We start from the raw sequence: 22,215 nt of genomic DNA on the forward strand, positions 1-22,215 counted from the left end.
GCCGAATCCATGTCGCGACCGCTGCCCCGGCTTATCGTATCGACCCGCTCCCCCTCCGTCCGGCGGACTTTTGACACAAATCAAGGCACCCGCAGGTCGATCGGCGCTATACTACACAGATTGGAACGAATGGAGGCTGGCGAAATCGAAATCGCGCGGCCCCGCCATCCGGCCCGACGGGGCTTGGCAACGCTCGGCCACGCCGGATAGGTCGATGAGACTGACACCATGAGCAATGCGGGATATGACGATGCGAGCCTGCGGGTCGAGGACTTCGATGCGGCGATCTTCGATCTCGATGGCGTCGTGACGCGGACGGCTCGCGTCCACGCGGCGGCCTGGAAACGCCTGTTCGACGAATATCTGGAGCAGCGGGCCGAGCGAGCGGGAGAACCGTTCCGCCCCTTTCTCGATGACGACTACCGGCGTTATGTCGACGGCAAGCCGCGCTATGATGGGGTGAGGAGCTTTCTACAGTCGCGCGGTATCACGCTTGCCTTTGGTAAGCCCACGGATCCACCCGATCGCGAAACCATCTCCGGACTAGGGAACCGAAAGAACCAATTTCTGCAGGAGAGTCTTGAAAGGGGTGGTGTCGAGGTGTTCGACAGCACCGTGATCCTGATCCGGACATTGCGTGGTTACGGTGTCAAAACAGCGCTCGTCTCATCGAGCCGGAACGCTCGCGCCATACTCGCTTCCGCCGATCTCACCACGCTCTTCGATGTCTGCGTCGATGGCACGGATGCTGCGCGCCTCGAATTGAAAGGCAAGCCGGCGCCCGACATCTTCCTCGCCGCCGCCGAGGCGCTCGGCGTTCAACGCACGCGGGCGGTCGTTTTCGAGGACGCGATCAGCGGCGTGGAGGCCGGTCGCGCCGGCGGCTTCGGCCTGGTTGTCGGGGTCGACCGGGCGGACCAGGCCCCGGCCCTGCGCACGGCCGGCGCCGATTTAGTCGTAGCCGACCTCGCCGCGTTGCATCTGCTGGCCCCCGCGCCACCGGCGGAGCCCGCATCAATGGAGCGGCGCGATGGCCAATAGCCGCTGGACCCTCGTCTATGAAGGCTTCGAGCCGGCACAGGAGGGCCTGCGCGAGGCGCTCTGTACGCTCGGCAACGGCTATTTCGCCACGCGCGGCGCGGCGGAGGAGAGCGCCGCTGACGACGTCCACTATCCCGGCACCTATCTGGCCGGCGGCTACAACCGCTTGTCCACAGACATTGCTGGCCGGGTGGTCGAGAACGAAGACCTCGTCAATCTGCCGAACTGGCTGCCATTGCGTTTTCGCCCTGAAGACGGCGACTGGATCAATTTGCGGCGCGTCGACATCCTCGCCTATCGGCAAGAGCTCGATCTTGGCGGCGGCATCCTCGAACGGAAGGTGCGTATCCGTGACGACCATGGCCGCGAAACGTCCCTTCTCAGCCGCAGGCTGGTCCACATGGGACGACCGCATCTGGCGGCGATCGCGATCACGCTGCGCCCGGAGAACTGGTCGGGCCAGCTTGTCGTACGGACCGCCCTCGACGGGCGTATCATCAATGGCGGCGTCGAGCGTTATCGCCCGCTCGCCAGCAAACCCCTCGTGCCGCTTGAGACGCACATGCTGGGAGATGACGGCATGCTGCTCTTCACCGAGACGAGCCAGTCGCGCCTGCGCATCGCGGAAGCGGCGCGCACGCGGATTTACGAGGGGGACGACGTGCTTTCGGTCGCCTGCGAGAACCACGAGAAGGAGGGCTATGTCGGACAGGAACTGAGATTCGCGGTCGCGGAAGGAAGGCCTGTCACGATCGAGAAGACAGTGGCGATCTTCACCTCGCGGGACCGCGCGATCTCCGAGCCGCGCCAGGCAGCGATCGAGGCGCTTGAACAGGCCGAGCGCTTTGACGTGCTTCTGGACTCGCACAGGCATGCATGGCGCGCTTTGTGGAATCGCTGCGACATTGCCATCGAGCAGGGGTCTCGAACGCAGATGATCCTGCGGCTGCATATCTTTCATCTTCTGCAGACCGCCTCTCCCAACACCATCGATCTCGACACCGGTGTGCCGGCGCGCGGTCTGCACGGCGAAGCCTATCGGGGACACATCTTCTGGGACGAGTTGTTCATCCTGCCGTATCTGAACTTTCATCTGCCGGAAATCAGCCGGGCACTCTTGCTCTATCGATATCGTCGGCTGCCAGAGGCACGCCGGCTCGCGCGCGAGGCGGGTTACCAAGGCGCCATGTATCCCTGGCAGAGCGGGTCGAGCGGACGCGAGGAAAGCCAGACCCTGCATCTGAACCCTCGTTCCGGGCGATGGACACCCGACAACACCCATCTGCAGCGCCATGTCAGCGCCGCCGTGGCCAGCAACGTCTGGCGCTACTGGCAGACGACCGGGGATCTTGGCTTCCTGTCCTGGTACGGCGCCGAGATGCTGATCGAAATCGCCCGCTTCTGGGCAAGCATCGCGACCTACGACGAAGCCTTCGGCCGCTACCAGATTGGCGGGGTTATGGGACCGGACGAATTCCACGACCGCTATCCGTGGCGAGACACGCCCGGGCTCGACAACAACGCCTACACCAATGTGATGGCGGTGTGGGTTCTACGCCGCGCCGCTGAGGTTCTCGATCACGTCGGCATCGAACGCCGTCGCGAACTCGAAAACCTGCTCGGGCTCACGAGCGACGAAACCAAACGCTGGGACGACATCGCCCGCAAGATGCGGCTGGTGTTCCTTGAGGACGGGATTATCGCCCAGTTCGAAGGCTACGAGCGACTGGAGGAACTCGATTGGCAGGCCTATCGCGAGAAATATTCCGACATCCACAGGCTCGATCGAATCCTGGAAGCGGAGGGAGACACGGTCAACCGCTACAAGGCCTCGAAGCAGCCGGATGTCCTGATGCTATTCTACGTATTCTCCTACGACGAACTGCGCGAACTGATCGTCCCGCTCGGCTATGCGTTCGAGCCGGACGCGATCCAGAAGAACATCGACTACTACCTCCGGCGCACGTCGGACGGCTCGACGCTGAGCCGGGTCGTTCAATCCTGGGTTCTCGCACGCGGCGACCGGAGTCGATCATGGGATCTCTTCGTGACGGCCCTCGAAAGCGATATCTCCGATATCCAGGGCGGCACGACCGCCGAGGGTATCCATCTCGGTGCGATGGCCGGTACGGTCGACCTTGTCGAGCGCGGGCAGACGGCGCTGGAGTTTCGCGACGACACGCTGTGGATCAGTCCATGCCTGCCGACGAAGCTGCGACGCTTGCGTCTGAATCTGCTCTATCAGGGCGATTGGCTTCATCTCGATGTCGGCTGCGACAGACTGACCGTGTCCGCGCCACATGGATGGAAAGGTCCGGCGAAAATCGGGGTCCGCAACCAAGTCTATCCCTTCGCGGCAGGTACAGTCCTGGAGTTCGACTGCGAAGTCGTCCACGGCGGCTGGCGGCCGGTCTGGCAATCGCCTGACAAGAGCGCGCCGGACGATCGTCCGGACAGTGGCGTGACCGAGCCCGAGGGTTCTGAAGAAGGCCTTGATGCGAAGCCGGCGTCCCAGCGCGGCACGCGCCGTTCATCGTCGGCTGACGCCAACGGCTGATCGAAACTGGCCATTGCATTCAATGAGGAAGGCTGGTGCGGTCGAGAAGACTCGAACTTCCACGGGTTGCCCCACAGCGACCTCAACGCTGCGCGTCTACCAATTCCGCCACGACCGCACGCCGTGTCCACCAAGGGCGCGAGGCCGTCGGTGGCGGGCATGTAACAAGACTTCCCCGGTCGCACAAGGGCTATTCGGACGATCCCGGTCGGCATTCACGTCACGGGCGCGCGGTCATCGCTTTTCGACGGCGTCCGGACCGGCTAGATACCCTCCATGACAGCGACGATCGAGACAGCGACGAGCGGCTCCCGGCTTGCGACCGTGGCCGAACGCTTCCTGGCACGGCCCGGTTCGGCGCCGGTGGCGTGGCATGTCATCGACGGCCCGACCCCCTACCCCGAGGCGCTGGCGATGATGGAAGCCCGTGTCGCCGAGATCGCATCCGGAACGGCGCCTGAAACGGTGATTCTTCTGGAGCATCCGCCGCTCTATACAGCCGGCACCGGCGCCCGAGCCGAAGACCTCGTCGATTCAACGCGATTCCCGGTGTTCGCTGCGGGGCGCGGCGGCGAATACACCTATCACGGCCCCGGCCAACGGGTGGCCTATGTGCTCCTGGACCTGAAACGCCGGCGCGAGGATGTGCGCGCCTATGTGGCGGCCCTTGAGGCCTGGATCATTGCGACGCTCGGCGAATTCCAGATCAAGGGCGAAAGGCGCGAAGACCGCGTCGGGGTCTGGGTACGGCGACGGGAGCGCCCGACTCTGACCGACGGCAGCATCGCCGAGGACAAGATCGCGGCGATCGGCATCCGAGTACGCCGCTGGGTGACCTTTCACGGCATCTCGCTCAACGTCGACCCGGATCTGGAGCATTTCTCCGGCATCGTGCCCTGCGGCGTTCGCGGTCACGGCGTGACGAGCCTCGCCGATCTCGGCGTTTTCGCATCGATGCCAGAGGTCGATGGCCTGTTACGCAGGCAGTTCGAGGCCGTATTCGGCCGGACCGAGGACGCGGCCCGCTAAACCGTGGGCCTGACGTGGAAATCGCCACGCGGGCGTTCCTCGGTTGGCGTCCCTTCGACCGCCGACACCGAAGCGCCGGCCGGCCCGCTCCAAAGCGCTGCCAGCATCTCGTTGACGATGTCCGAGGGTCCGGCCAGGACCGTCTCGACATCGCCGGATTGGCGGTTGCGCACCCATCCGGAAAGCCCCCGCGTCACCGCTTCGCCCTGGCACCATGCGCGGTAGCCGACGCCCTGCACCTGGCCCCGCACCAGACAATGGATCGCGGTGGTCATTGGAACTCCATGATCACCGCGTCGACCGCAAGGCTGTCGCCGGCCGCCGCCTTGAGGCTCGCCACGGTCAGATCGCGCTCGGCCCGCAGGATGTTCTCCATCTTCATCGCCTCCACGATCGCCAGCGTCTCGCCGGCCTTGACCTCCTGCCCCTCCTCCACCGCGATCGACACGACGAGGCCCGGCATCGGGCACAGCAGCATCTTCGAGGTATCCGGCGGCAGTTTCACAGGCATCAGCTTATCGAGTTCGGCGACCGCTGGAGACATCACCCTTGCCTCGAGCCATATCCCGTCGAGAAACAAGGTCATGCCGTTCGGCCGCGAACGAAGCTGCGCGGTCCGCTGTTCTCCGTCGATCGAACCCGACCAAGGGGAGATGCCGGGCCGGTGATCTGTCGAAACGGTAAAGGTTCGGCCATCAACGGTCATGCGGTAGAGGACGTCGCCGCCTTCCCCGGTCATCGTCCGCGCCACGTCGACCACCAGATAATCCCCATCGACCTTCACCACCCAGGCGGGCCGCAGCGCACCTGAATGCTCGCGCAGCCGGTCGATATGATGATCGAGCCGCTGCTTGCGGGCGATCTCTATCGTCGTGGCGACCAGCGCCGCCATGTGCCTGGTTTCGTCCGACGCCGCCGGCCGCTCGAAGCCGTCCGGGTATTCCTGATCGATGAAGGCGGTCGAAATCCGCCCCTCGCGCCAGCGCGGGTGGGCCATCAGGGCGGCGAGGAACGGGATGTTGTGCTCGATCCCCTCGATCTCGAACCGGCCGAGCGCATCGCGCATCGCATCGATCGCGGCCTCGCGCGTGTCGGCATGGGTGCAGAGCTTGGCGATCATCGGGTCGTAGAACATCGAAATCTCGGCCCCCTCGGTCACGCCGGTGTCGTTGCGCACGATGGCCTCGCCGAGCGGGCCTTCGGCCGGCGGACGATAGCGCGTGAGCCGGCCGATCGACGGCAGGAAGCCCCGAAAGGGGTCCTCCGCATAGATGCGGCTCTCGACGGCCCAGCCATCTAGCTTGATGTCATCCTGCCGAAACCTGAGCGGCTCGCCAGTGGCCACACGGATCATTTCCTCGACGAGGTCGACGCCGGTGACGAGTTCGGTCACCGGGTGTTCGACCTGAAGCCGGGTGTTCATCTCCAGGAAGTAGAAATTCCGGTCCTTGTCGACGATGAATTCGACGGTGCCGGCGCTCTGGTAGTCGACGGCCTTGGCCAGCGCCACCGCCTGGTCGCCCATCGCCGCGCGGGTTTTCGCATCGAGGAAGGGCGACGGCGCCTCCTCGACGACCTTCTGGTTGCGCCGCTGGATGGAACATTCCCGCTCGCCGAGATGAACCGCGTTACCGTGGGCGTCGGCCAGCACCTGGATTTCGATATGGCGGGGCTCGACGACGAACTTTTCGACGAACACCCGATCGTCGCCGAAGGACGAGCGTGCCTCCGAGCGGGCGCGGTCGAAGCCGTCGCGGCATTCCTTCTCGTCGAAGGCAATGCGCATGCCCTTGCCGCCGCCGCCGGCCGAGGCCTTGATCATCACCGGATAACCGATCCCGGCGGCGATCCTTGTCGCCGCGTCAGCATCCTCGATGATACCGAGGCCGCCCGGCACGATGTTCACCCCGGCTTTTTGCGCGAACAGCTTCGATTCGATTTTGTCGCCCATGGCGCGGATCGCCTTCGGCTTCGGCCCGATGAAGACGATGCCGTTGTCTTCCAGCAATTCGCAGAAAGAGGCGCGTTCGGACAAGAAGCCGTAACCCGGATGCACCGCCTCCGCGCCCGTTGTCTGGCAGGCCTTGAGGATCTTCTCACCGAGGAGATAGCTTTCGGCGGCGGGCGGCGGCCCCAAACGCACGGCCTCATCGGCCATCGCCACATGCACAGCGTCGCGGTCGGCATCCGAAAAGACCGCCACCGTCTTGATGCCCATGGCCTTCGCCGACTTGATGACCCGGCAGGCGATTTCCCCGCGATTTGCGATCAGGATTTTCTTGAACATGGCGTGCCGGCACTCCGAGACAGGGCGGTATCTTATTGGCCTCTCCGTTTTGACCTTTGGGCGGAAATCCTGCAAGCCGACACTCGTCTAACAACCGAGCGTCGCGACCCGATTGCGCCTGGGGCGGCCAGTGACGGTGGCGGCGGGCGCGAATTTGGATTCGACCGGGGTGAAGAGGAGACAGATTTGACCAAACCGATGACACAGCAGGATGATGACACGATCGGCGGACGGATTGGCCGCAGCCGCGAGGCACTCGGGATCGACATCGCAGAACTGGCGACCAAGCTCGGCGTCAAACCGGAGACGATGCGCGGCTGGGAGCGCGACCGCGCCGAACCGCGGGCGAACAAGCTGATCATGCTTGCCGGCATTCTCGGCGTGAGCCCCGCCTGGCTGATCGGCGGCTACGGCGAGGGTGCCGAGGACGTGGATCTGGACGACGCCGGCCGCGCCGCCAAGCTCGACCTGTTGCGCTCGCGCCGCGATGTGCTCGACGGCGAAATCGCCAGGCTCGAAGCGCTGGCCGCGAAGTCCGCCTGATCCATTCGCCGGATTAGGGTCAGCGCACGATCGGCGGTTTCTGCGGATGACGCGCCATGCGCTGCTCGCGGGAATAGATGAAGAGCCCGGACCCCACGATGATCGCCATGCCGAGCCATTTCGGACCGTCGGGCATGTCCGCGAAAATCAGATATCCGAGCAAGACGGCGGAGACGATCTCCACATAGCCGAAGGGCGCGAGCACCGAGGCCGGCGCAAGCTTGTAGGACTGGATGAACATGAGATGGCCGGCCGTGCCGATGACGCCGGCCGCGGCCAAAAGCGCCCAGACGACCGCTTCGTCGGGCCAGCGGAAACGCAGGTCGGCGATTCCCAGCGGATGGCCGATGATCATGGCGAGCGACAGGACGAGAACCCCTCCGGCGCCGGCGTGAAACAGCATCGCGAGCGGGGTCGATCCCCGCGACGCGTGGCGGGTCAAAATGAGGTAGAGGGCGACGAAGAATGCCGCCGCGACCGGCAGCAGCGAGACGATACCGAACACCGAATAGCTCGGCCGGATGATGATCAGCGCACCGAAGAAGCCGATGACGACGGCAACGATCCGCCGCCAACCGATGGTCTCCTTCAGAAGAAGCGCCGCCAGCAGCGTAAGGATCATCGGCTCGATCAGGAACACTGCCGTTGCATCGGCCAGCGGCATGAAACGCAGCGCGGCGAAGAAGGTGAGTCCGGCTACGCCCAGGCACGCCCCGCGCAGCAAATTGAGCCCGAGATGACGCGTCCTCAAAGCACCGGGACCGTCGATATACAAAAGCACCGGCAGGATCATCGCTGCCTGCGAGAAGAGCCGGACCAAGGCCACCTCGCCCGCTGATATCGCATGGGCGGTAACCAGAATTTTCCCGAAGGCGTCGAGCAACGGAATGATCGCCGACGCGGTGACGAGAATGACGATGCCGCGCACGATCTCGGCGGGCGTATTCTCGAAGGTTTCGGCGAATGAGGTCATGTTCGTCCATGGCACAATCGCGCTATGGCTGCCATGAGAAATGGAGCGTCTTATGCCCCGGCCGGGAGAGAGATTCGAATGACCATAGTCCTGATCGATGCCGATGCCTGCCCGGTCAAGGACGAGGCGATCGAAATCGCCGTCCGGCATGGTGCGGGCGCGGTGCTGGTCTCCAATGGCGGTATGCGCCCGTCGCGCTATCCGGACGCCCGGATTGTGGTCGTGCCGGAAGGCGCGGACGCCGCCGACGACTGGATCGCCGAGGCCGCCAATCCGGGAGATGTCGTCATCACCGCCGACATCCCGCTGGCGGCGCGGGCTCTCGAAAAGGGCGCCGCCGCTCTCGGCCCGACCGGGCGCGAGTTCACGGGCGAATCGATCGGTACGGCCTTGTCGATGCGGGCGTTCAAACAGCATCTGCGCGAGACCGGCGAGAGCAAAGGCTACAACGCCGCCTTCACGACCACCGACCGCTCACGGTTTCGTCAGGCGCTCGATCTCGTGCTGCGGCGAGCCGCCACAGGAGCCTGAGCCATTCACGGTCTCGCGCGCTTGCGACCCCGCGTATGCTTCTTGAGCGCGCGCTGTTCCGCCTGGATGCGGATCGCCAACGCGCCCGCGTTGAGCAGCGAGAACAGGATCGCAATCGCGTAGAGCCCGAAAATTGCCGGTAGCAGGAAGACTTCCAGCACCACGACGGCATAGTTCGGATGGGCGATGAAGCGGTACGGCCCCTTCGTGACCAGCGCCTCCCCGGGCTTGACGATGATGCGCGTCGTCCAGCGCCGGCCGATCGCCGCGAGCGTCCAGAACCGCAAGAGCTGCACCAGAGCGAACAGCCCCAGAAGCACGAGGTTGATCGGCTCGCCAAAGGCGGTCAGCCAGATCAGGCCCAGCCAAGCCGCATGCAATGCGACCAGCAGCGAATATTGCGGCGCCGCCACCTCGACGGCGCCATCGCGCAGCAGCCGTTTGGTATTGCGGCGAGCGATCCCGAGCTCGATGGCCCGTTGTAGGGTGACATAGGCGAGGATCGCCGCCGTCGCCCAGACGTTCGGGTAGATCTCGACCGCTTCAAGCATCGAGCCGCGCGAAACTGCCGGTGAAGCCGGGGCCGAGCGCCGAGACGAGATGCTGCCTGGCAAGCCCCGACTCCAGCTTGCGCTTCAGGACGAACAGAGCGGTCGGCGCCGATATGTTGCCGAAGTCGCGCAATGTCTCGCGCTCGATGTTGAGCGCGCCCTGCGGCAGATCAAACAAATCTTCGAGCGCCTGGGCCACCTTGGTTCCTCCAGGATGAAAGACGAAGCCATCGAGATCATCGATCACTTCGCCCTGCCGCGCCAGAAAATTCTCGACCGCGGGCCGCATCTTCTCGGTAACGAGGTCTGGGATCGAAGCGGAAAAGATCGCCCCGAAGCCGATCGGGTCGACCTGCCAGCCCATGATGTCGAGCGTGTCCGGCCACAGATGCTCGCCGGCGGCGACGATCCGTGGCCCGGCCGTCTCGTCGCAGGTCAGCACCACGCCCGCCGCGCCGTCGCCGAACAGCGCGGTGGCGACGATGTTGCTTTTCGTCAGTTCGTCGGAGCGAAAGGCCAGCGTGCAGATCTCGACCGCGACGACCAGAACCTTGGAGCCGGGATCGGCCCGCGCGAGTCGCGCGCCGAGCGACAAACCCGACACACCGCCGGCGCAGCCGAGCCCGAACACCGGCACCCGGCGGATGTCGGGCCGGAAGCCAAGCACGCCGTGGGCGCGGGCTTCCAGCGACGGCGTGGCGATACCGGTCGACGACACGGTGACGACGGTATCGATATCGCACGCCTTGAGGCCGGCGGCGGCGATCGTCTTTTCGGCGGTTCCGATGAACAGCGCCGTCGCGCCCTCGAGATACGCCTCGGTCCTTTGCCGCCAATCCTGTCGGGCGTGGAACCAGTCGAACGGCCGCACCGAATAGCGCATGGTAATGCCGGTGCTCTCGAACACCGGGCGCAGCCGCTCGAAATCGCGAAACCGGCTGCCGAAGGTCTCGGCGGCGTGGGCGACGACCTCGCTCTGCGGCAGCGGATAGGGCGGCACGGCGGTTGCAAGACCGGCAATGCGCGGCGAATGTTCGACGGGTTGGGCCAATCGGAATCCGATCCGGATCGAGTGTATTTCCCGCAAACGGCGAGCGGCGGTGTTCGTTGCGCAGGCCGCTGACACGAAAACGTCACCGCACGCGACCCGTTGTGATCGCAAGCGTCTTGACCCTCAGGTTCCCCGACCCTCAAGACTGTTGCCCAAGGCGACCATCTGGAGGGAAGCCAAGCACCGCGCATATCCAAGGGAGGCTTTGAACTGGCCGTATCATCGCGCTTCAAGCGACCATTGATCTACCGGCAGCGGCTATGGACCCGGGTCACCCACTGGGCCTGGACGCTCTGCCTGTTCTTCCTGCTGTTGTCGGGCCTGCAGATATTCATGGCCCGACCCGACCTTTATATCGGGCAGGAATCCGGTTTCGCCTACGACAACACCATATTGTCGATCGGCGCCTTCATGGACGGCGCCGCGATGAAGGGCCGGACGATCCTGTTCGGCCACGCTTTCGATACCACCGGCTGGCTCGGCGCCGTCTGGGAGGGTGGCCGTCTGCAGCCGAAGAGCTTTCCGTCCTGGCTGACCATCCCCGGCTACAGGGACCTGGCGACCGGCCGGGTCGTGCATCTGTTCTTCGCCTGGGGCCTTGCCATCACGCTACTCGTCTGGCTCCTCGCCAGTCTGATCAACCGCCACATCAAGGAGCTGCTTCCGACCGGCGACGACATCCGCCATCTGCCGCGCGAAGCCGCCGACCACGCGCGGCTGCGCTTTTCCCGCGAAGCCGGCTACAACGCCCTGCAGAAGCTCTCCTACGCGAGCGTGCTGTTCGTCGCCCTGCCGCTGATCATCGCGACCGGCCTCACCATGTCGCCGGGTGTGAATGCATGGGCACCGTGGATGCTCGATGTCTTCGGCGGCCGCCAGACCGCGCGCACGATCCATTTCATCGTGATGCTGTATCTGGTTCTCTTCTTCGTCGTCCACATCGTCATGGTGGTCCTTGCCGGCCCCATCAACGAGCTGCGCTCGATGATCACCGGCTGGTACCGAACCGATCCGGAGTCCGAATGATGACCCGCTCTGAGCTCACCCGCCGGCGCTTTCTGACCGGTGCGACCGTCGCCTCGACCGTTCCCCTCGCCGGCTGCTTCGACTTTCTCGGTGTCCGCGACAATGAGATCCGCGACGTCCTCGAAACCGCGAACTCCCTCACCTACCGGGTGCAGCGCTTCCTGCTCGGCTCAAACACCCTCGCCCGCGAGTTTTCCGAAAGCGAAATCCGCCAGCCGATGCGGCCGAACGGCTCGACCAACCCGCGCAACCCGGCCTATCGCGCCCTCGCGGAAGCGGAGTTTGCCAGCTATCGCCTGCCCGTGGACGGCCTCGTCGAGAAGCCGCTCAGCCTCTCGCTCGACGAACTCCGCGCCATGCCGGCCCGCACCCAGATCACCCGGCACGACTGCGTCGAGGGCTGGAGCTGCATCGCCAAATGGACCGGCACGCCGCTGGCCGCGGTGCTCGATCAGGCCGGCGTCCAGCCGCAGGCGCGCTTCGTCGTCTTCGAATGCTTCGATTCGATGGGCAGCGGCTTCCTGCGCCCGATCGAATATTACGAATCGATCGACATGCTGGACGCCAGGCATCCGCAGACGATCCTCGCCTATGGCATGAACGACAAGACCCTGCCGATCGCCAACGGCGCGCCGCTGCGGGTGCGCGTCGAGCGGCAGCTCGGCTACAAGATGGCGAAATACATCCGCGCCATCCGCGTCACAGATACGCTCGACGGCTTCGGCCGGGGCGGCGGTGGCTATTGGGAGGACAATGGCTACGAGTGGTTCGCCGGGATTTGAGAGCACTCCGGTCGACGGCCTTTCCTCACAACGGAATGTTGTCGTGCTTCTTCCAGGGGTTGTCGAGGTCCTTGTTGCGCAGCATGGCCAGCGCACGGGAGACCCGGCGGCGGGTCGAATGCGGCATGATCACCTCGTCGACATAGCCGCGCTCGGCCGCGACGAAGGGCGACAGGAACCGCTTTTCATAGGCGGCGGCGTGGGCGGCGATTTTGTCCGGATCGGCCGCATCCTTGCGATGGATGATCTCGGCCGCGCCCTTGGCCCCCATCACCGCGATCTGCGCCGTCGGCCAGGCATAGTTGATGTCGCCGCGAAGGTGCTTCGACGCCATCACGTCATAGGCGCCGCCGAACGCCTTGCGGGTGATGACCGTGACCTTCGGCACCGTCGCCTCGGCATAGGCGAACAGAAGCTTGGCGCCGTGCTTGATCAGGCCACCATATTCCTGCGCGGTGCCCGGCAGGAAGCCCGGCACGTCGACGAAGGTGACGACGGGAATCGAGAAGCAGTCGCAAAAGCGCACGAAGCGCGCGGCCTTGCGGCTGGCGTCCGCGTCGAGAACGCCGGCCAGCACCATCGGCTGGTTGGCGACGATGCCGACCGTGCGGCCCTCGATCCGCCCGAAGCCGGTGACGATGTTGCGTGCAAAGGCCTCCTGGATCTCGAAGAAATCGCCCTCGTCGACGGTCTTCCGGATCAACTCCTTCATGTCGTAGGGCTTGTTGGCGTTGTCGGGGATCAGCGTGTCGAGCGAGCGATCCTGCTCCAACACCGACTGCGTATAATCGAGTTCGGGCACCGGCGAGGTGTTCGACGCCGGCAGGAAGTCGATCAGTCGGCGCATCTGCAACAGGGCGTCGACATCGTTGTCATAGGCGCCGTCGGCGATCGAGGATTTGACGGTGTGGACCGAGGCGCCGCCGAGTTCCTCGGCGGTCACGGTCTCGTTGGTCACGGTTTTCACCACGTCCGGCCCGGTGACGAACATGTAGGACGTGTCGCGCACCATGAAGATGAAGTCGGTCATTGCCGGCGAATAGACGTCGCCGCCGGCGCAGGGCCCCATGATGACGGAAATCTGCGGGATGACGCCCGAGGCCATGACGTTGCGCTGGAATATCTCGGCATAGCCACCGAGCGCCGCGACGCCTTCCTGGATGCGCGCGCCGCCGGCGTCGTAGAAGCCGATGATCGGCGCGCGGTTGCGCAGCGCCAGATCCTGGACCTTCTGGACCTTTTCCGCGTGCGCCTCCGACAGTGAGCCGCCGAAGACGGTAAAATCCTTGGCGAAGACGAAGACGGTGCGGCCGTTGACGGTGCCCCAGCCGGTGACGACGCCGTCGCCGGGGATCGTCTGCTCGGCCATGCCGAAATCCGTCGCCCGGTGCTGGACGAACATGTCGAATTCCTCGAACGAACCCTCGTCGAGAAACACCGTGAGACGCTCACGGGCGGTCAGCTTGCCCTTTTCGTGCTGGGCATCGATGCGCCGTTGGCCGCCGCCTTGCCTCGCCCGTTCGCGCCGGACTTCCAGTTCGGCCAGCATCTCGTGCATCGTTTCGTCCCCCCCTGCGCGCTCGGCCTGCGTATCGGCCGACGCGCCTGCTTCATGGCATCGTCATACCGGGATAAATGCATCGAACGGCATCGGCAATCGGCGGTAAGTCGAATAGGCCAGGCTTTGCGCGAGCGACACGCCCTTTTGCGCTATGGGCGCCCGAGGAAAACCGCCGCCACGCGCATCTCCTCCCAGCGCTGGCCGCGCCGGGCCGCGGCGTCTTCGTCGGCGCCCCATTGTTCGATGTTCCAGTCCTCGTCGAGATGCCCCAGCGACCAGGCTTCCTCGGCCGAAAGCCGCCCTTCGGCAACGGCGAGCGCAAGCAGCGCCGAGCCGGTGAGCGTCGTCGCCTGATGCATCGCGGCGATGCGGAATGGATCGTTGATCTTGGCCAACCGCGAACGAAACCCCTCCAGCGAGGCCGGCGGCTGGGCGACATGCATGACGCCCTCGGCGAGCACGAAGCGTCCGCCGAAGCTGTCCTTCGCCCAATCGAGAATCGGGTCCCAGCGCTCGCGCTGGCGCTGTGCGAGCCGTTCCGGCGAGCCGGCCCGGTAGAACAGGAGATCGGTCTCCACATAGCGGCCGATATCGTCGCGCACCGGAACCGGATCGTCGGCGATCGCCTCGATGACCGTGTTGACCAGCCGCGTCATCGGCATCCTCGCCGGATCGATCCGCTCGCGCTGGGCCTCCCATTCGGCAGCGAGTGTCTCGGCGGCTTCGCGCAGCGGCACGGCCAGCGGACGCCGTCCCGGCGTCTTTACCGGCCGGCCGTCCAAAAGAATGGAGAATCCACCGGCGGCCTCGGCCAGCGTGACAGTCTGGTAGAATCGTTTGGGCAGTTCGGATCGATTCGTTCCGGCGGTCATCGGGTGTCTCCTGTCGTCATGGCGAGAGCCGAACGCGGCATCAGTCAGCCGCCACCCATTGGCCGCGTTGCGATGGGACCGGGTCGCCAGGCAGCCAGGCGTCGATGAGTGCCTCGAGTTCTTCGACCGTCTCGGCCACTGCGTAAGCGCCGGAGGCGAGCAGCGGGGCAGCTTCGTGGGTGCCCCAGGCAACGCCCAGCGCCGACGCCCCGGCCGTCTTCGCCATCTCGATGTCGAAGACGGAATCGCCGACGACGAGTGCCTGGCTAGGATCCAGCCCGAATTCTAAACAGCACTCCTCGACCATGGCCGGATGCGGTTTCGAGGGACAATCGTCGGCGGTCCGTACGGCATGGAACGTCGTTTCCATGCCATGCGCCTCGCAGATCGCGGCGACACCGCGGCGCGATTTGCCGGTGACCATGGCCAGCAGTACGTCGTCGCGCGCTGCGAGCCGGTCGACCAGCGCCTTCATGCCCGGAAACAGTGTCTCGCGAAACGCCGCATCCGCCCGCGATTCGCGAAACGTCCGACGGTAGCCCTCGACCATCGCGGCAAGCAATGGCGGCTCGGCGGCGGGATGCAAACGGCCGATCGCGACGTCCAGCGACAGGCCGATGATGCCGCGCGTTTCCGCGTCCGCCGGCTCGGGCAAGCCGTGTTCGGCAAAGACCCGCCGCATGATGTCGCAGATCAGGCCGCAGCTATCGGCGATGGTGCCGTCGCAATCGAACAGAACCGCCCGCATCAGTCGTCCAACGCGCCTTCGTCGAAGCCGAAGAGATTGAAGGTCTGCACCATATGCGGCGGCAGCGGCGCGATCTGATCGACGAAGCCACCGTCCGGATGCGGAATGACGATGCGGCGCGCATGCAGATGCAGCCGCTTCTGCACGCCGCCGGGAAACTCCCAATTGGTGTCGTGCTCGAAATACTTCGGATCGCCGAGGATCGGATGCCCGATATGGAGAGCGTGGACGCGCAGCTGATGGGTCCGCCCCGTATAGGGCTCGAATTCGACCCAGGCGAAGTTCTGGGCGAGGTTCTCCAGCACACGGTAATGAGTCAGCGCGTGATCGGCCCCCTCCTCGCCGTGCTTGGCGACGCGCATGCGATCGCCGTCCTCGGTCTGCTCCTTGACGAGAAACGTCGAGATGCGCCCGTCCCGTGGCGTGGGGACACCTTTGACGACCGCCCAATAGGTCTTCTTGGTATCGCGCTCGCGAAAAGCCTTGGTCAGCGCCGTCGCGGCGCCGCGCGTGCGGGCGACGACCAGGACGCCGGACGTGTCGCGGTCGAGCCGGTGGACGAGCCGCGGCTTCTCCCCCTTGCGACTGCGCCAGGCCTCCAGCATCTTGTCGACATGCCGCGACACGCCCGATCCGCCCTGGACGGCAAGGCCGGCCGGCTTGTTGAAGACATAGACCTTGGCGTCCTCGTAGATCAGCATCTGCGCCAGCACGTCTCCGTCGTGCTGGTCGCGGATGGTGTTGCGGGTCAGCGGCCCGACCTTGCCGCGCGCCGCATCGGTCTCCATCGGCGGCACGCGGACCATCTGACCGGCGAGGACCCGCGTGTCCGACTTGGCGCGGCCCCCATCGATCCGCACCTGGCCCGAGCGCAATAACTTCTGCAGATGGACGAAACCGAGGCCCGGATAATGCAGCTTGAACCAACGGTCGAGGCGCAAGCCGGCCTCGTCCTCCTCGATCCGTCGCTGTTCGACAGACGCCATCGTCTTTTCCTTTGCTTGGCTTGCCTCAGTCGCCATCAGACCAGCCCCCGTGCCGCCGCGAGGCCGGCAAACAGCGCCGCGATTCCAGCGACGACGGAGCCGATCACATAAAACGCCGCCAATCCGAGCGCCCCGCGCTCATAGAGCGCCACGGCATCGAGCGAGAAGGACGAGAAGGTGGTGAACCCGCCCAGCAGCCCGACGGCGAGGAACAGCCGCAATTCGTTCGACGCACCGAAGCGGCGCGCGACGATCTCCATCACGATACCCATCAGGAATGATCCGGAGACGTTCACGAAGGCCGTACCGAACGGAAAGTTCGAACCGAGAAGACGAAGCGCGGCAAGATTCGACAAGTGTCGAAGGCTCGCACCGATCGCGCCGCCCGCGGCAACGAGGATGAGGTGATACATGCCGCCTCTATAGCCGCCCCGTCGAAGGGAGGCTAGCCGCGCGGCGGCGGCGCCGAGCCTAGATTGCCGGCGCCGCCGCGAACTGTAAGGGAACCGCTACTCCGCGGCCTCTGCCTCGGTCTTCGCCTGTTCGAGGAACGGCTGACGCCGTTCAGCATGGAGTCCGCGCATGGTTGACCAGCACAGCGCCAGGAGCAGGAACGCGAACGGAAAGCCCGTCGCGATCGCCGCGCCCTGAAGCGCCGCGAGCCCGCCGCCCACCAGCAGCGCGATCGCCACCAGGCCTTCGAACGTCGCCCAGAAGACGCGCTGCGGCATCGGCGCATCGATCTTGCCGCCAGCCGTGATCGTATCGATGACCAGCGAGCCGGAGTCGGACGAGGTGACGAAGAACACGATCACCAGAACGATACCGATGAAGGAGGTGATCGCCGTCAGCGGCAGCTGGCCGAGCATGACGAAGAGCTTCACTTCGAGAGCCGCGTCGACGATGCCGGCGAAGCCGTCGATCGTTTCGGTGAGGGCCGTTCCGCCGAACACGGTCATCCAGATGATCGAAACGACGGTCGGGATGATCAGGACGCAAGTGAGAAATTCACGCACGGTCCGGCCACGCGAGACCCGCGCGATGAACATGCCGACGAAGGGCGACCAGCTCATCCACCAGGCCCAGTAGAAGCTCGTCCAGCCCTGCCTGAAGTTGTCGTCGGCGCGGCCGAACGGATTGGAGAGCGGGACGACCTCGCGCAGATAGGCAAACGAATTGCCGAAGAAGCCACGGACGATATCCATGGTCGGTCCGACCAGGAAGATGAAACCCAGCAAGAGCAGCGCGAGGCCCATATTGATCTCGGACAACCGTTTCACGCCAGCATCGAGCCCAGCGACCACAGACACCAGCGCGACACCGGTAATAACAATGATCAGGATGATCTTGCTCAGCGTCGTGGCCGGCACGCCGAAGCCAAGCGAGGTCGCAAGGCCGAACAGGGTCGCGAAGACGGCCAGCGTATCGATGAGATGGCCCGGCCAGCCCCAGACGCGCTCGCCAAGAACGGGGTAGAAGGCCGAGCGCATGGTGAGCGGCAGACCCCAATTATAGCTGAAGAAAGCCAGCGCCAGGGCGACGACGGCGTAGATTGCCCAAGGGTGGAGCCCCCAGTGATAGATCGTCGCGGCCATGCCGAGGCGGCGGGCGGCCTCAGTATCGCCGGCGGCGCCACCAAGGGGCGCCCAGGAATCGCCATCGAGCGAGGTGGAGAAATGCGAGATCGGTTCCGAGACCCCGTAGAACATCAGGCCGATGCCCATACCCGCCGCGAACAGCATCGCGAACCAGCCGAAATAGCCATATTCCGGTTTGGCGTCCTTGCCGCCCAGCCGGATCGAGCCGTAGGGCGACACGATGAGGAACAGGCAGAACAGCACGAAGATGTTGCCCGCGATGAGGAAGACCCAGTCGAAATTCGCGGTCAGAGCGGGACGCAGCCAGCCGAAGAAATCGTCGGCCAACGTCGGGAACAGCAGCGTGAAAGCGACGAAGGCGATGATCAGGCCGGCGGAAACCGGAAACACCGGATTGTGAATATCGAGGCCGTATTTCCGCAGATTGTCCTGCCCGACCTCATAGTCGGTGACGGAATGTTCGGCCAGTTGGCCAGGTTCGAGCGACATCGAAACCTCACTTTCAAATCGGTACTGGAATTGGATCGTAAAGAAAAAGCAGCAGTCCCTACGAATGCGGACTCGGCATCAGTCTGCCACAAAACGTGGTCTCTGGGCACCCGGCACGGCCATGATTTGGGCGAAATCCCACAGAATTCGGCGAAAGCGTTAGTCCTGGGTGCGCCGCTTCCCCCGCAGTTCCGCCCAGTGGCGCAGTCGTTCGCCGATGGAAATCTCCGCTCCTCGCTCCGTCGGACGATAGAAAACCGGCCGTTCCATATCGTCGGGAAAATAGCTTTGGCCGGAAAACGCCTCCGGCGCATCATGGTCGTAGGCATAGCCTGCGCCATAGCCCTCATCCTTCATCAGCTTCGTCGGGGCGTTCAGGATATGCTTGGGCGGCAGTAACGAGCCGTGCTCCCTGGCGGCCTTCATTGCCGCCTTGTAGGCGACATAGACCGCGTTGGATTTCGGTGCCGACGCCAGATAGATTGTCGTCTGGGCCAGAGCCAATTCGCCTTCCGGCGAGCCGAGATAATCGTAGGCGTCCTTGGCCGCGAGCGCGACGCCGAGGGCACGGGGATCGGCGAGCCCGATATCCTCCGCCGCCATCCGTACGAGCCGGCGCCCGAGATAGAGCGGATCCTCGCCGGCATCGAGCATGCGGCAAAGCCAGTAGAGCGCCGCGTCCGGATCCGATCCACGCACCGATTTATGCAGGGCGGAGATGAGGTTGTAATGGCCGTCCTGGCCCTTGTCGTAGACCGGCGCCCGGCGCTGGACGATGTCCTGCAGATTATCGGCGTCGAAGACTTCGCCCGTCCGCCCGGCGCGCCATATCTCCTCCGCCAATGTCAGGATCGCACGCCCGTCGCCATCCGCCATCCGCAGCAGCACCGCCCTCGCCTCCTCGTCGAGCGGCAAGGGCCGGCCCTCCGCCGCCTCGGCCCGCGCGAGCAGCTTCACGAGGCTGTCCGGCCCGTGCGGGCGGAAGGTCAGAACGCGGGCGCGCGACAAAAGCGCGGCATTGAGCTCGAAGGACGGGTTTTCCGTCGTGGCGCCAACGAGGACAACCGTCCCGTCCTCCATTACCGGCAGGAATGAATCCTGTTGCGCCCGATTGAAGCGATGGATCTCGTCGACGAACAGCAGCGTCCGCCTGCCGTTGGACCGGCGCAGACGCGCTGCCTCGAAGACCTTCTTGAGTTCCGCTACGCCGGAAAAGATTGCGGATATCTGTTCGAAGGCATAGTCGACCTCGTTTGCGAGCAATCGGGCGACCGTGGTTTTGCCGGTGCCCGGTGGCCCCCAGAAGACCATGGAGCCAAGGCTGGCGTTTGCGAGCATGCGCGATAGCACGCCGCCCTCTCCGGTCAGATGTTCCTGACCGACGACCGCGGCGAGCGCGCGCGGTCGCAGCCGGTCGGCCAGCGGCCGCGAGGGATCGTCCGCCGGCGTTTGCCTCTCTTTCCCTGTACGGGGCGAGTCCCCCGGATCGCCGCCGCCAAAGAGATCCGCCAAGTCAGCGCACCAATTGGGTCATGCGACGACCATCCCGCTCGACTTCGAATTGCCAGCCGCGATAGCGCCGTTTCAGCATTTCCGTCAATGATTTCGTCGACGTGATGAGATCGCCGTTGAGGGCCAGAAGAATATCGTTCGGCCGTAAGCCGAAGCGTTGCGCCAGTGATCCGCGCTCGACGGCAACGACGACGACCCCTGTCTTGTCCGCCGGCAGACCCCGCTCCTCGGCGACGCGCGGCGACAGGTTGAGCACCGTCGCGCCGGAGAACGGATTGTTGCCGGACAGGCTACGCTTGTCGCGCGGTGGAATTTCGGGGGCCGCTTCCAGCGCGAGCTCGACGGACTCCCGCTCGTCGCCTCGCAAAACGTCCATCCTCGCGGTGCGTCCCACGCCTGCTGTCGCCAGCCGGTAACCGAGGGCGTCGGGATTATCGATCGCAAAGCCATCGACCGACAGGATGACGTCACCCACCGTGATGCCGGCCACCGCGGCCGGACTGTCGTTCGTCACGGCCTGCACCAGGGCGCCGGTCGGCCGGGAAAGACCGAGCGCATCCGCGATATCCGGCGTGACCGACGCGAAGGTTGCCCCGACATAGGGTCGCTCGAAGCGCCCGCCGGCCTTGGCGGCGCGCTGGAAGCTCGCCACCATGTTGGACGGAATAGCAAAGCCGATACCATTGGAGCCGCCAGAACGCGAGAAGATCGCCGTGTTCACACCGACGAGCCGGCCCTTCATGTCGATCAAGGCACCACCGGAATTGCCGGGATTGATCGCGGCGTCGGTCTGAATGAAGAAGCCGAAGTCGTTGACGCCGACATGGCTTCGCGCCAGCGCCGAGACGATCCCGGTGGTGACAGTCTGGCCAATGCCGAACGGATTGCCGATCGCCAAAACCAGATCGCCGATCTCCAATTCATCCGAGTCTGCGACCGGCAGAGACGGGAACGGCCCAGGGCCCTCGATCGCAAGCACCGCAAGGTCCACCTTTGCGTCCTTGAGCAGCACTTTCGTCTCGAACTCCCGTCCGTCACTGAAGGCGATCTTTACCTCGTCTGCGTTCTCAACCACGTGATTGTTGGTAACGACGAGACCGGAGGGATCGATGATCACGCCGGAACCAAGGGCCGATTCCATGCGCGGCCGATCATCGAGCCGATGGCCAAAAAACTGGCCGAAAAAGGGATCGTCAACGAAGGGCGACCGCCGGGTCGGCACGACGCGCGCCGCATAGACATTGACGACGGCGGGTGCCGTTTCCTTGACGAGCGGCGCGAAGGACAGATCGATTTCCGCCCGCCCCCGCGGTACGGTCTTCGTCTCGGCGGCAATAGCGTCGGGCACCGGGACAGCGCGACCCCAGCCAGGTTCAGAAGCCTGTCGATCCCGCTCTTCCAAGGATGGTTGCACATCGCGGCCGTCCGTCGTCCGCCCACCAAACAGTCCACTGATCCAGCCGCCGACGCTCCAGCCGTAATCAGCCCCAAGCGTAGGAGGCACCATTAGGAAAGTCGCGATCAAAGCGACCCATAAAACCTTTTTTGACCGCATCACCCGCCTGTCGTTCACCCGCCGACTCACCCTCGGAAACCGGCTCCGGTTTAGACCAGACGAAAGCCATGAAAAAGGGGCCTGGATAAGGCCCCTTTTTCATCATGTCGGAAGCTCGGATGATCGACGTTACCGGAGGTTCACCGTGCCGATTGCCGCCACCGGGGCTTGATCGGGAAGGTCGGCGGTCGCGTAGCTGGCGGTCAAAATTCCGAACGCCGCGGTCGCGCCCAATAGCGTCAGCAAGGTTCTGCGCATGGAAGGCCGTCCCGAGGTCGTGTTCATGGTGTTTGTATTATTCATCGAACTAGTTTCATCCGCGTAAATGTTGCCGCACCGGCGTGATGTTTCCACAGTCTCGGAAACAAAAGTTCCCAAGCCGCGATTGGTTGCCTCGGTTTCGACGAATTTTTCACCGCGCGGCGGCCGGTGCCCCTATCGCACGGGTTTGCGCGACTTTCGATGGCATTTTCGCCACAGTTCCAAAATTCGCCGGCCGGATGGTTAACCTCTCCAACCCGAG

At 64.6% G+C, this 22,215-nt stretch carries 21 protein-coding genes and 1 tRNA gene; 7 read left to right on the forward strand and 15 right to left on the reverse strand.

What is annotated here, in order from left to right:
- Positions 1–228 precede the first annotated feature (228 nt).
- Together MJ956_RS05180 and MJ956_RS05185 are read left to right on the forward strand one after the other, a co-directional pair.
- Complete coding sequence (locus MJ956_RS05180) at positions 229–1,041, forward strand: beta-phosphoglucomutase family hydrolase (RefSeq protein ID WP_253963410.1); 813 nt, start codon at positions 229–231, stop codon at positions 1,039–1,041.
- Positions 1,031–3,598 (forward strand): glycoside hydrolase family 65 protein, encoded by a 2,568-nt coding sequence (locus tag MJ956_RS05185; RefSeq protein ID WP_253963411.1) that lies wholly within the window; start codon positions 1,031–1,033, stop codon positions 3,596–3,598. The genes MJ956_RS05180 and MJ956_RS05185 overlap by 11 nt, the downstream gene beginning before the upstream one ends.
- A 33-nt stretch (positions 3,599–3,631) precedes the next feature.
- Here MJ956_RS05185 and MJ956_RS05190 read toward each other — a convergent pair.
- Positions 3,632–3,716: transfer RNA gene (locus tag MJ956_RS05190), tRNA-Leu, on the reverse strand.
- A gap of 158 nt (positions 3,717–3,874) precedes the next feature.
- Between MJ956_RS05190 and lipB the strand changes: the two genes are divergently transcribed.
- Complete coding sequence (lipB, locus tag MJ956_RS05195) at positions 3,875–4,627, forward strand: lipoyl(octanoyl) transferase LipB (RefSeq protein ID WP_253963412.1); 753 nt, start codon at positions 3,875–3,877, stop codon at positions 4,625–4,627.
- Here the strand turns inward: lipB and MJ956_RS05200 are convergent.
- Both MJ956_RS05200 and MJ956_RS05205 read right to left on the reverse strand, forming a co-directional pair.
- Positions 4,624–4,902 carry an acylphosphatase gene (locus MJ956_RS05200; RefSeq protein WP_253963413.1) on the reverse strand — a complete coding sequence of 93 codons (279 nt, stop codon included), beginning with the start codon at positions 4,900–4,902 and terminating at the stop codon, positions 4,624–4,626. The genes lipB and MJ956_RS05200 overlap by 4 nt on opposite strands.
- Positions 4,899–6,914 carry an acetyl-CoA carboxylase biotin carboxylase subunit gene (locus MJ956_RS05205; protein WP_253963414.1) on the reverse strand — a complete coding sequence of 672 codons (2,016 nt, stop codon included), beginning with the start codon at positions 6,912–6,914 and terminating at the stop codon, positions 4,899–4,901. The genes MJ956_RS05200 and MJ956_RS05205 overlap by 4 nt, the downstream gene beginning before the upstream one ends.
- Before the next feature lie 186 nt (positions 6,915–7,100).
- Between MJ956_RS05205 and MJ956_RS05210 the strand changes: the two genes are divergently transcribed.
- Positions 7,101–7,457, forward strand: coding sequence for a helix-turn-helix domain-containing protein (locus MJ956_RS05210; RefSeq protein WP_423724801.1), 357 nt, complete (start codon positions 7,101–7,103; stop codon positions 7,455–7,457).
- 19 nt (positions 7,458–7,476) lie between these two features.
- Here MJ956_RS05210 and MJ956_RS05215 read toward each other — a convergent pair whose 3' ends face one another.
- Complete coding sequence (locus MJ956_RS05215) at positions 7,477–8,430, reverse strand: DMT family transporter (protein ID WP_253963415.1); 954 nt, start codon at positions 8,428–8,430, stop codon at positions 7,477–7,479.
- Between the two features lie 78 nt (positions 8,431–8,508).
- On the opposite strand from MJ956_RS05215, the gene MJ956_RS05220 reads away from it, so the two are divergent.
- Positions 8,509–8,961: a YaiI/YqxD family protein gene (locus MJ956_RS05220; RefSeq protein ID WP_253963416.1), complete on the forward strand. Its 453-nt coding sequence runs from the start codon at positions 8,509–8,511 to the stop codon at positions 8,959–8,961.
- A gap of 5 nt (positions 8,962–8,966) precedes the next feature.
- Here the strand turns inward: MJ956_RS05220 and MJ956_RS05225 are convergent, their stop codons facing one another.
- Positions 8,967–9,512, reverse strand: a complete 546-nt coding sequence (locus tag MJ956_RS05225; protein WP_253963417.1) for an isoprenylcysteine carboxyl methyltransferase family protein — start codon at positions 9,510–9,512, stop codon at positions 8,967–8,969.
- The gene (locus MJ956_RS05230) at positions 9,505–10,563 is read right to left on the reverse strand and encodes a type III polyketide synthase (RefSeq protein ID WP_253963418.1); all 1,059 of its coding nucleotides are present in this window, start codon (positions 10,561–10,563) and stop codon (positions 9,505–9,507) included. The genes MJ956_RS05225 and MJ956_RS05230 overlap by 8 nt, the downstream gene beginning before the upstream one ends.
- A 240-nt stretch (positions 10,564–10,803) precedes the next feature.
- Between MJ956_RS05230 and MJ956_RS05235 the strand changes: the two genes are divergently transcribed.
- Positions 10,804–11,589, forward strand: coding sequence for a cytochrome b/b6 domain-containing protein (locus MJ956_RS05235; RefSeq protein ID WP_253963419.1), 786 nt, complete (start codon positions 10,804–10,806; stop codon positions 11,587–11,589).
- Positions 11,589–12,371, forward strand: a complete 783-nt coding sequence (locus MJ956_RS05240) for a molybdopterin-binding protein (protein ID WP_253963420.1) — start codon at positions 11,589–11,591, stop codon at positions 12,369–12,371. Before MJ956_RS05235 ends, MJ956_RS05240 begins: the two co-directional genes overlap by 1 nt.
- A 25-nt stretch (positions 12,372–12,396) precedes the next feature.
- Here the strand turns inward: MJ956_RS05240 and MJ956_RS05245 are convergent, their stop codons facing one another.
- The 9 genes from MJ956_RS05245 to MJ956_RS18750 form a co-directional block, all read right to left on the reverse strand.
- A complete protein-coding gene (locus MJ956_RS05245; protein WP_253963421.1) occupies positions 12,397–13,929 on the reverse strand; it encodes an acyl-CoA carboxylase subunit beta in 1,533 nt (510 codons plus the stop codon).
- A gap of 152 nt (positions 13,930–14,081) precedes the next feature.
- Positions 14,082–14,804 (reverse strand): ATP12 family chaperone protein, encoded by a 723-nt coding sequence (locus MJ956_RS05250; protein WP_253963422.1) that lies wholly within the window; start codon positions 14,802–14,804, stop codon positions 14,082–14,084.
- 40 nt (positions 14,805–14,844) lie between these two features.
- On the reverse strand, positions 14,845–15,552 hold the full coding sequence (locus tag MJ956_RS05255; RefSeq protein ID WP_253963423.1) for an HAD-IA family hydrolase: 708 nt from the start codon (positions 15,550–15,552) through the stop codon (positions 14,845–14,847).
- Entirely contained in the window at positions 15,552–16,538 is a 987-nt protein-coding gene (locus tag MJ956_RS05260) for an RluA family pseudouridine synthase (protein ID WP_253963424.1), read from the reverse strand. Before MJ956_RS05260 ends, MJ956_RS05255 begins: the two co-directional genes overlap by 1 nt.
- Before the next feature lie 35 nt (positions 16,539–16,573).
- Entirely contained in the window at positions 16,574–16,951 is a 378-nt protein-coding gene (crcB, locus tag MJ956_RS05265) for a fluoride efflux transporter CrcB (RefSeq protein ID WP_253963425.1), read from the reverse strand.
- A gap of 96 nt (positions 16,952–17,047) precedes the next feature.
- Entirely contained in the window at positions 17,048–18,625 is a 1,578-nt protein-coding gene (locus MJ956_RS05270) for a BCCT family transporter (RefSeq protein ID WP_253963426.1), read from the reverse strand.
- A 159-nt stretch (positions 18,626–18,784) separates the two neighbouring features.
- Positions 18,785–20,137, reverse strand: coding sequence for a replication-associated recombination protein A (locus MJ956_RS05275; RefSeq protein WP_423724802.1), 1,353 nt, complete (start codon positions 20,135–20,137; stop codon positions 18,785–18,787).
- 1 nt (position 20,138) lies between these two features.
- The gene (locus tag MJ956_RS05280) at positions 20,139–21,485 is read right to left on the reverse strand and encodes a DegQ family serine endoprotease (RefSeq protein WP_253963427.1); all 1,347 of its coding nucleotides are present in this window, start codon (positions 21,483–21,485) and stop codon (positions 20,139–20,141) included.
- A gap of 336 nt (positions 21,486–21,821) precedes the next feature.
- Positions 21,822–21,950: a hypothetical protein gene (locus tag MJ956_RS18750; RefSeq protein WP_256477743.1), complete on the reverse strand. Its 129-nt coding sequence runs from the start codon at positions 21,948–21,950 to the stop codon at positions 21,822–21,824.
- Positions 21,951–22,215: the final 265 nt, after the last annotated feature.

The sequence above is a fragment of the Aurantimonas marianensis genome (assembly GCF_024195285.1).
GTDB classification, from domain to species: Bacteria; Pseudomonadota; Alphaproteobacteria; order Rhizobiales; family Rhizobiaceae; genus Aurantimonas; species Aurantimonas marianensis.

Coding starts and splice junctions, on each gene's coding strand:
- MJ956_RS05245 (WP_253963421.1), bottom strand. CDS start 13,929: ATGCACGAGATGCTGGCCGAACTGGAAGTCCGGCGCGAACGGGCGAGG.
- MJ956_RS05250 (WP_253963422.1), bottom strand. CDS start 14,804: ATGACCGCCGGAACGAATCGATCCGAACTGCCCAAACGATTCTACCAG.
- crcB (WP_253963425.1), bottom strand. CDS start 16,951: ATGTATCACCTCATCCTCGTTGCCGCGGGCGGCGCGATCGGTGCGAGC.
- MJ956_RS05240 (WP_253963420.1), top strand. CDS start 11,589: ATGACCCGCTCTGAGCTCACCCGCCGGCGCTTTCTGACCGGTGCGACC.
- MJ956_RS05260 (WP_253963424.1), bottom strand. CDS start 16,538: ATGGCGTCTGTCGAACAGCGACGGATCGAGGAGGACGAGGCCGGCTTG.
- lipB (WP_253963412.1), top strand. CDS start 3,875: ATGACAGCGACGATCGAGACAGCGACGAGCGGCTCCCGGCTTGCGACC.
- MJ956_RS05220 (WP_253963416.1), top strand. CDS start 8,509: ATGACCATAGTCCTGATCGATGCCGATGCCTGCCCGGTCAAGGACGAG.
- MJ956_RS05180 (WP_253963410.1), top strand. CDS start 229: ATGAGCAATGCGGGATATGACGATGCGAGCCTGCGGGTCGAGGACTTC.
- MJ956_RS18750 (WP_256477743.1), bottom strand. CDS start 21,950: ATGCGCAGAACCTTGCTGACGCTATTGGGCGCGACCGCGGCGTTCGGA.
- MJ956_RS05200 (WP_253963413.1), bottom strand. CDS start 4,902: ATGACCACCGCGATCCATTGTCTGGTGCGGGGCCAGGTGCAGGGCGTC.
- MJ956_RS05215 (WP_253963415.1), bottom strand. CDS start 8,430: ATGACCTCATTCGCCGAAACCTTCGAGAATACGCCCGCCGAGATCGTG.
- MJ956_RS05205 (WP_253963414.1), bottom strand. CDS start 6,914: ATGTTCAAGAAAATCCTGATCGCAAATCGCGGGGAAATCGCCTGCCGG.
- MJ956_RS05270 (WP_253963426.1), bottom strand. CDS start 18,625: ATGTCGCTCGAACCTGGCCAACTGGCCGAACATTCCGTCACCGACTAT.
- MJ956_RS05185 (WP_253963411.1), top strand. CDS start 1,031: ATGGCCAATAGCCGCTGGACCCTCGTCTATGAAGGCTTCGAGCCGGCA.
- MJ956_RS05255 (WP_253963423.1), bottom strand. CDS start 15,552: ATGCGGGCGGTTCTGTTCGATTGCGACGGCACCATCGCCGATAGCTGC.
- MJ956_RS05225 (WP_253963417.1), bottom strand. CDS start 9,512: ATGCTTGAAGCGGTCGAGATCTACCCGAACGTCTGGGCGACGGCGGCG.